Origin of the sequence: Halosimplex carlsbadense 2-9-1 (genome assembly GCF_000337455.1) — an archaeon.
Classification (GTDB): Archaea; Halobacteriota; Halobacteria; order Halobacteriales; family Haloarculaceae; genus Halosimplex; species Halosimplex carlsbadense.
Genome location: NZ_AOIU01000008.1, coordinates 88,171 through 102,525, shown reverse-complemented (window position 1 = coordinate 102,525; position 14,355 = coordinate 88,171). Strand labels below are relative to the sequence as shown.

The 14,355-nt window shown below is 69.1% G+C and carries 15 protein-coding genes; 9 read left to right on the top strand and 6 right to left on the bottom strand.

The window, feature by feature from the left end:
• Positions 1–102: 102 nt before the first annotated feature.
• Together C475_RS03250 and C475_RS03245 are read right to left on the bottom strand one after the other, a co-directional pair.
• On the bottom strand, positions 103–501 hold the full coding sequence (locus C475_RS03250) for a hypothetical protein (protein ID WP_049929981.1): 399 nt from the start codon (positions 499–501) through the stop codon (positions 103–105).
• 54 nt (positions 502–555) lie between these two features.
• Complete coding sequence (locus C475_RS03245; protein WP_006882332.1) at positions 556–3,375, bottom strand: DUF1508 domain-containing protein; 2,820 nt, start codon at positions 3,373–3,375, stop codon at positions 556–558.
• A 234-nt stretch (positions 3,376–3,609) separates the two neighbouring features.
• On the opposite strand from C475_RS03245, the gene C475_RS03240 reads away from it, so the two are divergent.
• Positions 3,610–4,833 (top strand): DUF4367 domain-containing protein, encoded by a 1,224-nt coding sequence (locus tag C475_RS03240; protein ID WP_049929979.1) that lies wholly within the window; start codon positions 3,610–3,612, stop codon positions 4,831–4,833.
• A gap of 27 nt (positions 4,834–4,860) precedes the next feature.
• Here C475_RS03240 and C475_RS03235 read toward each other — a convergent pair whose 3' ends face one another.
• Both C475_RS03235 and C475_RS03230 read right to left on the bottom strand, forming a co-directional pair.
• Entirely contained in the window at positions 4,861–6,237 is a 1,377-nt protein-coding gene (locus C475_RS03235; protein WP_006882330.1) for a hypothetical protein, read from the bottom strand.
• Positions 6,238–6,311: 74 nt separating this feature from the next.
• Positions 6,312–7,541, bottom strand: coding sequence for a tryptophan--tRNA ligase (locus tag C475_RS03230; protein WP_006882329.1), 1,230 nt, complete (start codon positions 7,539–7,541; stop codon positions 6,312–6,314).
• Between the two features lie 285 nt (positions 7,542–7,826).
• On the opposite strand from C475_RS03230, the gene C475_RS03225 reads away from it, so the two are divergent.
• Together C475_RS03225 and C475_RS03220 are read left to right on the top strand one after the other, a co-directional pair.
• Positions 7,827–8,276, top strand: a complete 450-nt coding sequence (locus C475_RS03225; RefSeq protein ID WP_006882328.1) for a hypothetical protein — start codon at positions 7,827–7,829, stop codon at positions 8,274–8,276.
• A gap of 64 nt (positions 8,277–8,340) precedes the next feature.
• A complete protein-coding gene (locus tag C475_RS03220; protein ID WP_006882327.1) occupies positions 8,341–8,733 on the top strand; it encodes an SHOCT domain-containing protein in 393 nt (130 codons plus the stop codon).
• Here C475_RS03220 and C475_RS03215 read toward each other — a convergent pair whose 3' ends face one another.
• Positions 8,734–9,267: a gamma carbonic anhydrase family protein gene (locus C475_RS03215; RefSeq protein ID WP_006882326.1), complete on the bottom strand. Its 534-nt coding sequence runs from the start codon at positions 9,265–9,267 to the stop codon at positions 8,734–8,736.
• A 167-nt stretch (positions 9,268–9,434) separates the two neighbouring features.
• Between C475_RS03215 and C475_RS03210 the strand changes: the two genes are divergently transcribed.
• Entirely contained in the window at positions 9,435–9,692 is a 258-nt protein-coding gene (locus tag C475_RS03210; protein ID WP_049929976.1) for a hypothetical protein, read from the top strand.
• A 1-nt stretch (position 9,693) separates the two neighbouring features.
• Here the strand turns inward: C475_RS03210 and C475_RS03205 are convergent, their stop codons facing one another.
• Positions 9,694–10,701 carry a DUF5787 family protein gene (locus tag C475_RS03205; RefSeq protein WP_006882324.1) on the bottom strand — a complete coding sequence of 336 codons (1,008 nt, stop codon included), beginning with the start codon at positions 10,699–10,701 and terminating at the stop codon, positions 9,694–9,696.
• A 258-nt stretch (positions 10,702–10,959) separates the two neighbouring features.
• Between C475_RS03205 and C475_RS03200 the strand changes: the two genes are divergently transcribed.
• The 5 genes from C475_RS03200 to C475_RS03180 are packed head-to-tail and all read left to right on the top strand — an operon-like array spanning position 10,960 to position 14,265.
• Positions 10,960–11,523, top strand: a complete 564-nt coding sequence (locus C475_RS03200) for a DUF7287 family protein (protein ID WP_006882323.1) — start codon at positions 10,960–10,962, stop codon at positions 11,521–11,523.
• Between the two features lies 1 nt (position 11,524).
• Complete coding sequence (locus C475_RS03195) at positions 11,525–12,061, top strand: DUF7288 family protein (protein ID WP_049929973.1); 537 nt, start codon at positions 11,525–11,527, stop codon at positions 12,059–12,061.
• Entirely contained in the window at positions 12,049–13,023 is a 975-nt protein-coding gene (locus C475_RS03190; protein WP_006882321.1) for a DUF7261 family protein, read from the top strand. The genes C475_RS03195 and C475_RS03190 overlap by 13 nt, the downstream gene beginning before the upstream one ends.
• On the top strand, positions 13,020–13,481 hold the full coding sequence (locus tag C475_RS03185) for a DUF7266 family protein (protein WP_006882320.1): 462 nt from the start codon (positions 13,020–13,022) through the stop codon (positions 13,479–13,481). Before C475_RS03190 ends, C475_RS03185 begins: the two co-directional genes overlap by 4 nt.
• Positions 13,474–14,265 carry a DUF7289 family protein gene (locus C475_RS03180; protein ID WP_006882319.1) on the top strand — a complete coding sequence of 264 codons (792 nt, stop codon included), beginning with the start codon at positions 13,474–13,476 and terminating at the stop codon, positions 14,263–14,265. The genes C475_RS03185 and C475_RS03180 overlap by 8 nt, the downstream gene beginning before the upstream one ends.
• The last annotated feature ends 90 nt before the right edge of the window (positions 14,266–14,355 follow it).

Sequence of the window (14,355 nt, the reverse complement as noted above, 5' to 3'; positions counted from 1 at the left end):
TCGCCGTCGCCGGGCGTCGGGTCCGCCCTCGCGGGGGAGTCGCCCCCTGCCACGTCCGTGTCAGTCGCGTCGGTCACACCCGTCCCAGGGGGCCCACGGAGATTAAACGTTGGACGTTCGCGCGCTGGCGGCGCGAACGCGTGCGACGGCGACGCCGGCGACGAGACAGACGGCGATCCCACCGTAGAGGAGGAGATGCACGGGACTGTCCGGCGAGATGGCGACCGCGATCGCGGCCATCCCGAGGAGATAGGCCAGTGCCGCACCGACGGCGAACGCCCGGACCCCGACGCCGGTGAGCGCCCCGAACGCGCCACTGAGCGCCAGTGCCGCGACGACGACCAGCGCCAGCGTCGCAGTCTCGCCGACCGCCGCGGCCACCGCGGTCCAGTAGACGCCGCCGGGCGGCCAGAGGGCCAGTCCCGCCACGGCGGCGAAGACGGCGCTGACCGCGACGGTCCGGGCGTTCACCGTCGGGTTCGCTCCGGCCTTCGCGTTCACGGCCGCGGGTTCGGCGCCCGGCGGGAAAGCAGTTGGTGTGGTCGACGGCCGTCCTCACTCGGCCGTCGACACCCAGGCGTCGGGTCCGAGCGACTTGACGGTCGAGAGGTCTTCCTGGGCCTCGACGCGGCTCTCGAAGGTCGCGATGCTCCGGGCGAGTTCCTCGCCGTGGTCGTCGACGAGGCGCCACTGCCAGCCCTCGTCGGTCCGGTGGAACTCGAAGGCCGCCGAGTCGATCTCGAGGACGCTCGCGTCGGCGAACGTTTCGCGGGCCGCCTCGAGGTCTTGCTCGGCGTCCTCGCGGGTGTCGTGGTACCCGGCCGCCGCCCCGAGGGCGCGGCCGTCCTCGTCGACGAGGCGCCACGTCCAGCCGTCTGCCTCGGACCGGAGTTCGAAGGCCACGTCGTCGTAGTCGACCACGTCCGCGTCCGGCGCGAGCGCGCTGACGCGCTCGACCGCCGACTGCACGGCCGCGCGGTCGTCGTAGGTCGCCGACGCGCGGGCCAGCGGCTCGTGGTCGGCGTCGACGAGCCGCCAGGTCCAGCCGTCCTCGGAGCGATAACAGTCGAAGGCGGCGTCGCGGATCTCGTAGACGGTCGTCTCGGCGGCCGACGCCTGCAGGTCCGAGACGGCCGACTCGACGGCCGCGCGGTCGTCGTGGGACACCCGACCGGTCGCCACCGGCTCGCGGTCGGCGTCGACGAGTTCCCAGTGCCAGTCGTCGGGATGGAGCCGGACCGCGAGTTCGCCGAGCGTCGCCACGGACGCGTCGGTCGCGTCGCCGCGGAGCGATTCGACGGCCGCTTCGACCTGGTGGCGGGTGCCGAACGCCGAGGGCGACTCGGCGACGACCCGACCGTCCGGGTGGACGAACCGCCACCACCACTCGTCGTCGCCGTCGGCGTACACCTGGAAGATGCCGTCGCGCATCCGGCGCTCGTCGACCTCGCTGACGGAGGCGACGAGGCTGTCCATCGCCCCACGAGCGCCCTCCTCCTCGTCGTAGCGGGTCGCGCTGTCGGCGATGGTGTCGCCGATGTCGTCGACGAGCCGCCAGCCCCAGCCGTCGTCGTCCTGGAACAGCTCGAAGGCGGCGTGTTCGATCTCGAGGTGCTCGGCGTCGGGGGCGTTCTCCTGCAGGGTCATCATCGCGCTCATCGCGTCGTCTTTGGACTCGTACTCGCCCTGGCCGCTGTCGGCCAGGACCGTCCCGTCCTCGTCGATGAGCCGCCACCGCCAGGCGCCGCCCTCGGCCTCGTACACCTGGAAGGCGGCGTTATCGAACTCGATGAGGTTCGCCTCGGGCGCTTCGCTGCGGACGCGGTCGACCACCGCGGCCGCTTCCTCCTCGGAGTCGTAGGCGTCCGTGCTCCGGGCGTGGACCGCCCGTTCGGCGTCGACCAGGCGCCAGTGCCACGCGCCGCCGCGCCGGTAGGTCTCGAACTCCAGGTCCTCGATCTCGACCACGTCGGCCGCCTCGGCGTGAGACTGTAGCTCCTCGGCACCGGCAGCGGCCGTCTCAGCGTCGCCGACGCGTTCGACGCCGCGGGCGACGGGTGCGCCCGCGTCGTCGACGAGGCGCCACGCCCAGTCGCTCCCGGTCCGGTAGACGTCGTAGGTCGGCTCGCCGGCGACGACGGTGTTCGCGCGCTCGACCCGTTCGAGGAGGTCGTAGACCGCCGACTCGGCGACGCCCTTCGACTCGTAGGTGCCCGTGCTCGACGCGAGCCGACGGTGGGCGTCGTCCCGGAGGAACCAGCGCCAGCCGTCGTCGTCCGACCGGAGCTCCACGCCGTAGGCGTCGACGAGCAGTTCGGTCGCCGCGCCGACCCGCTCGCGGAACGCGTCGAGGTCGGTCCGCGCCGCCGAGCGGTCGCCGTGGGCCTCGACGGCCTCGGCCAGCGGCCCCCGGTCGTCGTCGACGAGCCGCCAGGCGAACTCCGAATCCCGGCGGTAAACGTCGAAGGCGGCCGCCTCGCGGACGATGACCTCGGCGTCGGGGCCGTGGTCCTTGATCGCGTTGATCGCCGACTCGGCGGTGTCGCGCGAGTCGAAGTCGCGGCCGCCCTCGGCCACGGCGCTACCGTCGTCGCGCAGGAGGTGCCACTGCCAGCCGTCGTCGCCGCTCTCGTACAGCCGGAAGGCGGCGTGTTTGATCTCCAGCAGCCCCGCGTCGGCGACCTGCTCTTTGACCGCGTCGACCCGCTGTTCGGCCTCCAGTCGCGAGAGGAACGACCCCGTCGACCCCGCGACGGCGTTCTGGTCGATGAACCGCCAGCTCCACTCGGTGTCGCGCTTGAACACCGCGAACAGCCCGCCGCGGTCGGCCTTCCCGAGCGCGATGTCGGGGTGGTCGTACTCGTGGCCGACGGTCGTCTCCGAGAAGTAGCTCCGCTCGCCGGTGACGACCGGCACCATGATCACCACGCCGGCCACGATCGCGACGCCCGCGGTGTAGACGGCGATGATCGGTTCGCTGTAACTCGGCGTCCCGAAGTGCCAGTTCTGCGGGTAGTGCATCCCGAACGCCACGACCGCGCCGAGGCCCACGAGGGTCCCGACGACCGCCGCGTAGAGGCTCCGGTTGGTCACCGGCAACAGCGACACGATCCCGAGCAACGAGAGCAACAGCCCCGGCGCGGCGAGCAACACCGCGACCTTCCGCACCAGATACACCGTGTCGTTTGGCACCCCCGTACCGCTCGGCCCGATCAGGTAGACCGCCATCCCCCCGATCGCCAGCAGGTATCCCGTCACGAGCAAGGTGTACCCGTAGACGTCTATCTTCGACTCCGGTTCTCGAACGTACTTGGTGTACAGTTCGAACAGCCGCCCGTCGTAGGGCGTCCCCCGACTGTTCGTTTCTGTCGCCATGGCCGAGCGCACAGCGGAGGTACTAATAAGTCTTCAGACAGTTCACGGCGGTCTGGGGCTGATTGTAAACGGCAACCGTCCGACGAATCGCCGGTACACACCTGGGATCGTCGCGACCGTCTCCCGGGGCCGGTCTCTCGCTCCGCTCAGGGGTCCAGGCGCCGTCCCGACCGGCCGGACGGCGTCTCGACGGTCGACCGTGGCGTTATGAGTCTCCGGTCCTAACTCGCGCCAATGACTGACGACAGCGGGTCCCTCCCGATGCGGTCCGCGCTGGTCGCCGTCGGCCTCCTCGCGGTGGCGCTCGCCGGCGCGGCCGCGGCGGGCGCGCTCCCCGGCTCTCTGGACGGCGACGCGCAACCGGACGGCGAGGAAGTCCTCGACCGGGTCGAACAGCGCTACGAGAACGCCGAGACGCTGAGCGGCGACGCGACGGTCACCGTCGCCAACGCCACGGCGGAGCGCTCGGAGACCGTCTCGTTCGTCGTCGACCGCCCCAACCGGACGAAGCTGAGCCACACCCGCGACGGCAGCGAGTACGCCGTCGGCACGAACGGCACGGTCGCGTGGGCGTACGACGGCGCGAACGACACCGCCCGCGTCTGGGAACTGCCGGAGAACGCCTCGGCCTGGAACGAGTCGGTGACAGCCGCCGACGGCGCCGCGTTCGCCGGTAACGCCACCGCGCCCGCCGGGAACTGGTCGACCGCCGGGGACAGCCACGACTGGAACGGGAGCCACGCGAACGCGGGTAACTACACTTGGAACGACAGCTCGTGGGCCGACGTCGACCGTTCGACGAACGTCTCGACGTGGCTCGCCGAGAACGTGAGCGCCGAGGTGCGCGAGACGACCGCGCTCGACGGCGCGGAGGTCTACGTCGTCGGGGTCGAGCCGACGAACGAGTCCTACCGCGGCGAGGCGACGCTGTGGGTCGACACCGACGACTACCGCGTCCACCAGATGCGCGCGGACTACGGCGACAACGCGACGACCGTCGCTTTCGACGGCCTCCAGTTCAACGCCAGCGTCCACGAGAGCACGTTCCAGCCGCCCGACGCCGCGTCGGTGAACACCGTCGGCCAGGAGCGCTACGACACGTTCGACGCCGCGCAAGCGGGCACCGACGTGACGCTCCAGCGCCTCGACGGCGAGGGCTACGCGTTCGACGAGGCGGTCGTCGTGACCCGGGCGGGTCGGACCGTCGCCGTCCAGCGCTACGCCGGCGCGGCGAACGTCACCGTCGTCGCGACGGGCGATGACCTGCCGTCTCTGAACGCCGCGGACGAGAACGCGACCGAGGGCGAGTCCGTCACCGTCGCCGGGACGAACGCGACGTACGTCGAGCGCGACGACGGGTCGGCCGTAGTCTGGGACGACGACGGCGTGACGCGAGCCGTGGTCGGCGACCTGCCGCGCGAGGAACTGGTCGAACTGGCAGAACGGGTCGCGGCCTGACGGCGGTATCGACGCGATGGGGCCGGGTCAGGGCGGTCCCTCTCGGTGCAGGACCCAGAATACCGTGTGAACGTCGAGTAGGTTCGCCTCCGCGTCCATTCGGTCGTCGAGTTCCGCCACGAGGTCGTGACAGGCGTCGTTGAGGAGCCGGTAGTGGTGTCTGTCGTAGCCGTCGGCGAACCCGTAGTCGGTGTACCGGTCGAAGAACGTCTGCATCATGTCGTGGCGATACAGCACGTAGTTCTCCGGGTAATAGAAGGCCAGGAACAGGGTGGCGACGCTCAACAGGGTCCCGCCGGACGCGCGGTCGTTCTCGAACACCTGCTCGAACCAGGCGAGGCGGGAATCGACCGCCGACCGGTCGCCCGGTGCGTCGACGACCTCGAACAGATACGAGAACACCTCGGCGGCCGTCCCCGGGTTCTCCGTCGCGATCTCACGCACGCTGTTCCAGGCGTAGGTCCCCCACTGCCCACCGAGCAAGTACTTCGGGGCCGTTGCCCCCCAGGACGTGGCGTACTCGTAGGCGTCGAACAACTCCGGAACGTCCTCGCCGTCGAGCGCGGTCAGGCTCAGCGACGCCAGTTCCGACGTGAGGTGGTCGTGGTAGCTCCACTTCCACCGCTCGTGGTGGGCGCCGCCCCAGTACTCCGTGTCTTCGTCGCGGTAGGCGCGGTTGTTCCGGGCGCGAGCGTACGCCTCGAACACGGGGTCCGCTTCCCGGAGCGATATCTCACCGCCGGCGATCTGCCCTCCCGAGCGCAACCCGAGGAGCGGCCGGTAGAGCGGAGCGAGGTCGCCCGAGGCGTAGCCGCGGATCTCGGCGTTCTCCAGTTCGCCGACCAACAGCAGCAGCTGTTCGAGTTCGACGTGGAGGTGGACCTCGTGGTCGGTCCCGCACGTCACCTGTCCGACGGCGGCCTCGTAGTCCGACCGGAAGGCCTCGGCTGTTTCGACGACACTGGCGTACTCGCTGCCGGGATCGAAGCCGAGCGTCGCCAGCGCGGACCGGACGTGGCTACTGACGATCGGGGACTCGTCGGCGTGAAACCGACTGTAGACCTCCCAGGCGGTCTGTCCCGGAAGCTTCGACTCCCACGCCGGGTCGTACTCGTCCGCCGTTCGCATCTCGCCCAACAGGTCGGCCAACCCCTCGACGGTCCCGTCCCACCGGTTCAACACGAGCCCGGCGATGCGGACGTGTGCATCGAGCAGCGTTTCCGCCGACCAGAACGCCTCGAACCGTTCTTCGGTCGGATCGTCGAGAAAATCCTCGACCCGCCGCTCGAACCGAAACGTGGGATTCGACCCGGTCAGATCGAAGCCCGGACCGCTGGCGTGACGGCTCGCGACGTTGCGCCACCCCTGCAGGAGTTCCGCGTGATTGACAGATTTCCGAGACATCTGTGCCGTATTGCAGCGTTCCCGCCAAATAGCTACGTGTCGGCGCGCGCTCGTCCCGTCGCAGTCCCGAAGCGTTACCCCAGCACGGTCGGCCCCAGTCGCGTCCGTTCCTCCTCGCTCAGTCGATACGGGTCGAGTTCAGTCTCCAGGTCGCCGAGCGCGTCCCTGCGCTCGCGGTGTTCGGCGAGGAAGGCACCGATGCGCTCGGCGGCGATCTCCTTGAGTTCGCCCGTGAGCAACTCGCCCGAGCGGTAGTCGGTCGCGAGCTCCTCGACCCGCTGGTCGTCGGGCTCGAAGAACGTGTGGAGATACTGGTAGGCCACGTCGACGCTCGGGTCGCCGCCGTGTTCGCGGTGGTCGTCGATATCGACCCGGCCGCCCGAATGGGCGTGTCGCATGATCTTCTCGCGGACGGTCCCGCGGTCGTCGGTCAGCTCGATGGCCGGTGCGTCCGACGAGGACGACATCTTCCCGGGGCCGTCGAGCGCGGGCAGGAACTTCCCGAGGAGCGCCCCGGGCTTGTCCACGTCGAAGCGCTCCTTGGCGGCCACGTCGCGACAGACGCGGACGTGTGGGTCCTGGTCGACGGCGATGGGGACCAGCGTCGGGTGGCGGCCGTGGACGAGCTGGGGCAGGAGGAGGTGGGTCGCCTGCACCGCTGGATAGAACGAGAGGCCGACGTTGTCAGGGTCGCCGTAGGTCGCGTCGACGGTCGACTGGGTGATATCGGTGGCGACGCGGGCGGCCTGCGGGTACACCACGTCGGCGTCGAGGCGGTCGACGACGATCCGGGTGCGCTCGGGGTCGAAGCCGACCGCGAGCAGATCCCGCAGGTTCGAGCGGGTGGCTCGCTCGATCTCCTCGAACGACAGATCCTTCGCGTAGAACTTCTCGTCGTCCGAGAGCGGAATGTAGACGTGGGCACCGGTCTCCTCCTGCAGTCGCCTGGCGAGGTAGAAGACGAGGACGTGGCCCAGGTGCATCGGGCCGGAGGGGCCGATCCCGGTGACGATCGAGTGAGTCTCACCGGCCTCGGCGGCCGCGAGGTAGCGGTCGGCGTCGCGGCCGGCGTAGAAGACCCGCCGGCGCAGCATCGGGTGGTCGGGGAAGCGAGCGACCTGCTCGTCGGTGAGCCGGTCGGCGCCGAACTGCTCCAGCAGGCGGTCGTAGTCGACGGTCCCCGCCACGTCGTACGGCGTGACGGTGAAGTCGTCGCCGTCGGTCTCGTCGATTTCGTCGGGGTTCGAGGCCGGATCCGTGGGCTGTTCGGTGTGCGGTGCGTCGGTGGCGCTGTCGTCGTGCATGTGTGTCGGTGGGAGTGCGGTGGCTGGCGAGCGAGCGTGCGGGAGAACGAGTGAGCACCGCGCCCCGGACGACCGGGTTAGGCCCGACCGACCGCACTCGCGATACTGTCCGCTCTCTGGGCGGGCGAGCGCCAGCGCCACGCGAGAGCGGACCGGGTCATCACCAGTCGGTAGCCCGCTGGCGGGCAAATAGGTTTCGGAACGTCTGGACATATCACTGCGTTCACAGGGGTGTGACGCCCGGCTGACGGGTGTTTTTGTACGGAGACGGCCGTCGTTGTAGTGATGGCTACGTCGGCGAACGGGTATCTCGAACGGGACGTACTGGCACGGGCGGGGCCGCTCATCGGCGCGACGACGCTCGCGCTCACGGCGGCCTTTCTGGGCATCGTCGGGATCGCATCCGGGAACGCCGGGGGGCTGGTCGGGCGACTGCCCCTCTACGTGCTCGCCGGGTCGGTCGGCTTCGTCGCCGCCCTGCTGGCGGCCGAACACTCCGAGTACTACGGGCGGCCCGCGCTCGTCACCGCGGCGGGCGTCGGCGTCGTCGGCTTCGTGATGATCGGGCTGGGCACCGAGGGCGTCGTCTACGGCGTGACCTATCCCGACGCCGTGGTCGCCTCACACCTCTTCGTCTACCTGCTGTCGGCCGCGATCGTCGCCTCCGGTGTCGGCTACTGGACCGTCCGCAACTGGCGCGACGTGACGACCGCCGTGAACACGAGCGGACTCTAAACAACCAACCGCCGGATCCGGCCGACGGGGAAACCGTTTTTCGGCCACAGTGTCAACTGGCTGTATGTTCGAGAACTTCGTCGAGGCCGCGGCGTTTCTCGTCGCGATGCTCACCCTCCCACTGGGCATCCTGTGCGCGCTCTTCCTCGGACTGACACCTGCCGCTACGGTCTTCGTCGTCGGGTGGCTGCTGCTGACGCCGCTGTTGCTGTTCGTCGGGACCGAACTCCTCCCGATGCTACGGAACCGAACGGACGACGGTGCCGAAGCGCCGGAGACGGACCCCCTCGACGAGCTCAAAACCCGCTACGCTCGCGGCGAGATCGACGAACGCGAGTTCGAGCGCCGCGTCGACCGGCTCGTCGAACTCGATACGGGTGATACGGGCGGGGTCGACGCCGCCGACCCGGACGGATTCGACCCGGCGGACCGAACGCTCGCCGCCGAGACCGAGTGATCAGACGCCGGCAGTCCCGGGGCCGCCGAACAGTTCCTCGTGGCGGTCGGCGAGGTTGGCGTAGTCGCCGGAACTGAACGCCTCGAAGACGGCCTCGGGGTCGATGTTCGTCTCCGAGAGCGGCGTGACGGTGGCGGGCATGCCGCGGACGAACGACTCGGGCGGCACCTCGTAGCCCGGCGGGACGACGGTGCCCATCGCGACGATGCTGCCCGCGCCGATGACGGCGTCGCTGACGGTGGAGTTGAACCCGACGAGGGCGCCGTCCTCGACGGTCGTGTCGTTCAGCACCGCGCTGTGGCCGACCATCACTTTCTCGCCGATCGCCGAGGCGTGGACGGTCGCGTTGTCGCCGACCGCCGACTCGCGACCGACGCGGACCGGTGCCACGTCCCCGCGCAGGACAACCCCCGGCCAGACGTTCGCGTTCGCCTCGACGGTCACGTCCCCGACCAGCGTCGCCTCCCGGCTGACGTGGGCGTATCCGTGGATCTCCGGCCGTCCCCCCTCGAAGGCGTATTCGCGACTGTCCATACTCTGTGTGTCGTGTTCACACGTCTAAACGCTTGGCCCGTCCCGTGCAGTTCGGTCGTTCGTGACACGGTGATCCCCCCCGTTTCGTGTGGAACGGGCGCGCGTCGCCAGCGTCCGGCGTCGGGCGGCCCCACACAGCTATGCGGATTGAGGCCGTGGGCCACGTCATGAACATGGCGTCGGACGATATCGCGGTCGAGCGCCCCGTCCTCGCGACGATCATCGTCGCAGTCGTCGCGACGGTGGCCTACGTCGGGGTCCAGCTCGGCTTCGACGGGGCCGTCGCGCCCGCCGAGACCGCTTCGTTCGTCCTGATATTCACGCTCGTGTACGTCGCCGGGAGTCGCTACCTGCGCGAGCGAACGAACGACACCGGCGACGACGCGGCGACCGGTGACGACGCGGCCGGCGAGCCCGTCGAGTAACTCACAGGAACCGGTCGAGGCCGGCCTGCCGGCGGTCGACGCCCGCCGGGTCGGGCTCCCAGGCGCTTCGTCGGGCGCGGACGGCGTCCGAGTCGGCCACCGGCGGCTCCCCGTCTTCGTCAGTGTCGGCATCCCCGTCGACGGGCTCGTACCCCGGGCACGTCGGCCCGCAGTCGGCGACCGGACGGACGATTTCGTCGCCCCACGCGCACCACGGCAGCCCCGCGTCCGCGAACGCGACGGGCTCGGCGTCGCCCGGCACGCACCGCTCGCAGTCGGGCGGCTCGTAGGTCCGCCACCCCTTCCCGTAGGCCCGTTCGGCGATCCGACGACGCTGGCGGCGCTTCTCGTCGGCAGTGACCGGCCGCACCTCGGCGCGGCCCGGCTCGCGGTCGAGCAACTCGATGCCCGGCCCGTCGGTGTCGAGCGGTTCGGGCTCGCGGACGACCTCGCGCTCGCCGGTCTCGGGGTCGAACCGCCAGACCCCGACCGCGTCGGGCAGGCGGTTGAGGTGCGCGCCGGTGACGTACGTCTCCGTCGCCAGTATCACCTCGTCGAACACGCCCAGCGAGGCGTCGATGCGGAGCTGGTCCCGCAGGTCGCCCGGTCGGTCCAGGTCGGGCTTGTTCTCGATGCCGACCAGCGAGTCGAACCAGTCGTCGGGGTAGCGGACGGTCGCGCGGACGGCCGTACTCGAACCCGCCCGCTCGCGCTCGAAATAGCCCAGTTCTACCGCGCGCTCAGCGATCGCGCGGGCGCGGTCGGGGTGGCAGTCGAAGGCGTCGGTGACCGACCGAGCGGTCCCCGGCCCGACGGCGCTCTCGATCGCCAGCGGCGGGATCGTCTCGGCCGTGATCGCCGCGCGGTCCTCGAACTCGGGACCGGGCTCGACCAGACAGACGTCGGCGACCCGACGGCCGTGGACCGCGGCGCCGAGCTGGCGGCCGACCACCCGCTCGGGCTCTTCGAGGCGGGCACACAGCGCGAGCTCGAACGCGAACTCCTGCACGGGCGTGGGTTGGCGCGAACGGACATAAGGACGCCGGCGCGGTCCGAGGCGGGGAGATCGAGCCGGAGCGGCGCCGGCTTGCCGGGCCGAGTATCCCGCACCTATCCCCACGCATGGCGCAAGTTTTATCTAAACGTGTTAAGCTATGTGACGTACGACACTGGTGACGACTCGGGTCGTCCGCGAGCGAGAGTCGGTCGCGGACGCGGGTCACAGGGGGGTCCGGCGGTTCCCGGTCGTCGCGCAGGGTAGGGACCGATGAATCGGGACAATCACGGGGTCGGAGTCGGTGATCGCGGCCAATCAGTCTTCGACTTCTCGATCGGCGTGAGCCTCTTTCTGGTCGTCGTGCTCGGGACTCTGGTGTTCGTGCCGACGGCGTTCGGGTCACTGAGCGACGACAGCGGTACCGACAGCGAGGACTCGCTGGCTACCGAACGCGTCGCGGACTATCTCGTCGAGACGGCGCTTTCGGGGTCCGGGGACTCCAGCGAACTCGATCAACGCTGCACGCTCGCGTACTTCCGCGACCAGGGAGAGTGTGGATTCGGGGCCGACAACGGGTTCGCGGTCGACTCCGGACGCGCTCCCTATCAACCGCTCAACGTCACGTTCGAAGCGGACGTGAACGGCGACGGAACTCGCGAACGGCGTTGTTTGGACACCAGCGGAAACGGTGCGCTCGTGGGCGTCGGAGACGGTAGTTGTGATACGCCCCTGACCGCCGGATCGAGCGCAGTCAGAAACCAGAACTACGTGACGGCCACGCGACTCGTGCGGTTCGAGGGCGAGGACGTGTTCGTCGTCGTCAGGACGTGGTAACGTGAGGGAGAACCGTGGACAGGTGTTCGCGCTCGAGGGGGTGTTGGCCGCGCTGGTCGTCCTGGCAGCGCTCGCGTTCGCGCTCCAGGCGGTCGTGCTCACACCGACGACGAGCGGTGCAACGGAGGCACCGGTGGACAGCGCTCTGGTCGGCAGCGTTCTCACGACGACGGCCGCGGACGGCGACCTCCGAACGGCACTCGTCGACGACTGGGCCGGAACGAGCTTCGGCGGCGCGACTGGACGGTGGTACACCGGTTCGTACCCCTCGAACAAGTTCGGGACAGCGCTTGAGGAGAGCTTCGGTCCGGCCGTCACGGCCAACGTCGTCATCCGCTATCGAACACCGGGTGACGGCCGGCAACGAACGAGACTCGTCTACAACGGCGCGCCCGGTGACGGGGCCGTCCGGAGTTCGACGACGGTGACGCTGTACGACCGGCACGTGTCGTCTCCCGGGACGTTCTACGCCAAGGACGTGAGCCCCAGCGAGCTGTACAACGTCCTCGAAGTCGAGGTGGTCGCGTGGCGGGGGTAGTACTCGATACCGCTCGCGACGACCGCGCACAGTTGCTGCTGGCCGGCGCGTTCGTCCTGGCCGTCGGACTGATCGGGTTGACGCTCGTCCTCACGTCGAGCACGTACACCGCGACGCTCGCGAGCCACGACAATCAGGTCGTCCGCGGAAGCGACGCCGTCGCGGTCCGCGACACGGTCGAAGCGGATCTGACCGACCAGTTCGACGAGGTCTTCGACGGGCAACCGGGCGCTCCGTCGTCGTCCGTCGAAACGAATCTGAAAACGCAGTTTCGGGAAACCCTATACCCCCTCGGTAACGAGACTGGGACACACCACGCACGACACGGTCGACTCGTCAACGTCACCGCTCCGCCGAGTGGCGGCCTGTTCGTCGAGGGGTCGCGTATCAAGCAGTCCAGCACCGACCGGTTCGCCGAGCCGAACAGTCTCACGGGTGTGCTGATAGATGACTGGACGGCCGCCGAAGACGTCGAACTCAGGAACGCGACGTTCAAGATCGAGAGCCTCACCGCGACCAGTCCTGCGACCGGATTCACGCTCCGTCTCGATTCACCCGAAAGCTCGGGTCCCGAGTGGACGATAACGCTCTATCAGACGGGCTCTTCGACCATGGAGATCAGAACCGAAGGTCCGGATGGAGGGGACTGGACGTGTACGCGGCCGAGACCGGACGGCACCACGAACGTCTTTCTCGACCTCGATGCCGGGACGGCCGGCGGAACCCACTGTCGGGCACTGGCTGCGCTCGAACCCGACTGGAACAAATACGACGTGGAGTTCGTCAACGGAAACACAGTCTCGGGGAAATACTGGATGATCGTCGACGCGCCACCGTCGAGTTCGAAGGTCATGACCGACGCGAACCGCGTGGTCTACGGTGCCCAGGTGCGATACCGCTACCACTCGGCGACCGTGTCCTACGAGACGGACCTCGAGGTCGCACCGGAGGAGATCACATGATCGACGACCGCGGGGTCTCGACGGCGGTCTCCTACGTCCTGATCGTCGCGATCGCGCTGTTGCTGACGACCGGGCTCATCCTCGGGACGGAAGCGCTCATCCAGAACGAGCGCCAGGAGACGGTCCGCCAGCAGCTCGAAGTCGTCGGCCAACAGCTCTCGTCGACGGTCATGACGGTCGACCGCTTCAACGAGACGGACTCGGTTCCCGAGCAGGCCGCGGTGACCCGGCAGTTCCCCACCCGCGTCGCGGGGTCGCAGTATCAGGTCGGCGTCCTCCCCGAGGACGTCGATAGCGGCCGGTACACGCTCTACCTCGATGCGGTCGACTCGAACATCAACGTGACCGTCCCGGTGCGACAGGCCGACAGCGACCTGCGCCGGACGCGGCTCAACGGTGGACCGATCCGAGTCAGATACGACGGCCCGACGGCCGAGGTGGTGATCGAACGTGTTTGAGCGCCGGCGCGACCGCGAGCGAGGACAGAGCCAGGTCATCGGCTACGTGCTGGTCTTTTCGGCGGTCGTCCTGGCGGTCGGTGGGGTCGTGACGTTCGGCGTGTCGGCGCTCGACCAGGTGCAGTCGTCGACGGTCGCCGACAACGGCGAGTTCGCGATGCAGTCGGTCGCCGCTGACGTGGAGGCGCTGTACTACGGGACGGCGACGAGTCGGAACACGGAGTTGACCCTCGACAGCGCGACGCTGGAGACCGGCGCGCCGACGACGGTCAACGTAACGGCGAATCGGGGAAGCGGGAAAGTCGCGATCAACCGAACGTTCCGACCGATCGTCTACAAGACCGACGACGTGAACATCGCCTACGAGAACACGCTCGTGATCCGCGACCAGGCGAGGGGGTCGGTCGCCGTCACCGAACCCCATCTCACCATCTCCGGTGACCGGTCGGTCGTCCCCGTCGTCGAGACGAACTCGTCGGTCCAGTCAGTGGGCGGCGCGACCCACCAAATCCACGCGGTGCTGGCCAACAGTAGCGGACGCTCGCTCACGAAAACTGCCAGCGACCCCGTCCGACTCAACGTGACAGTCCAGAGCGTCCCCGACCGCGTCGACGTGTGGGAACGCCAACTCAACGAGAGCGTCGACGGCATGACCCGACCCGCCAGCGCGCCGCTGGCCGGCCGGCCGGCCTGTCGCCGTCCGGACCCCGGACACGTCACCTGTATCGTCGGGACGGACCGGGCAGTCATCTCGCACTCGAAGGTCGTTTACGACTTCCGGTGACTTGGATCAGCGATTTCTGCTTCACCTCGCGTACCACCGTATCTCCGTCACGGTGGTGTGCGACACGGGGCTCCAGCTTACAACAAGTCT

Bases quoted from the DNA above. Each gene is read 5' to 3' on its own strand.
- C475_RS03245 (WP_006882332.1), bottom strand. From the start codon at position 3,375: ATGGCGACAGAAACGAACAGTCGGGGGACGCCCTACGACGGGCGGCTG.
- C475_RS03240 (WP_049929979.1), top strand. From the start codon at position 3,610: ATGACTGACGACAGCGGGTCCCTCCCGATGCGGTCCGCGCTGGTCGCC.
- C475_RS03235 (WP_006882330.1), bottom strand. From the start codon at position 6,237: ATGTCTCGGAAATCTGTCAATCACGCGGAACTCCTGCAGGGGTGGCGC.
- C475_RS03230 (WP_006882329.1), bottom strand. From the start codon at position 7,541: ATGCACGACGACAGCGCCACCGACGCACCGCACACCGAACAGCCCACG.
- C475_RS03225 (WP_006882328.1), top strand. From the start codon at position 7,827: ATGGCTACGTCGGCGAACGGGTATCTCGAACGGGACGTACTGGCACGG.
- C475_RS03220 (WP_006882327.1), top strand. From the start codon at position 8,341: ATGTTCGAGAACTTCGTCGAGGCCGCGGCGTTTCTCGTCGCGATGCTC.
- C475_RS03215 (WP_006882326.1), bottom strand. From the start codon at position 9,267: ATGGACAGTCGCGAATACGCCTTCGAGGGGGGACGGCCGGAGATCCAC.
- C475_RS03210 (WP_049929976.1), top strand. From the start codon at position 9,435: ATGAACATGGCGTCGGACGATATCGCGGTCGAGCGCCCCGTCCTCGCG.
- C475_RS03200 (WP_006882323.1), top strand. From the start codon at position 10,960: ATGAATCGGGACAATCACGGGGTCGGAGTCGGTGATCGCGGCCAATCA.
- C475_RS03185 (WP_006882320.1), top strand. From the start codon at position 13,020: ATGATCGACGACCGCGGGGTCTCGACGGCGGTCTCCTACGTCCTGATC.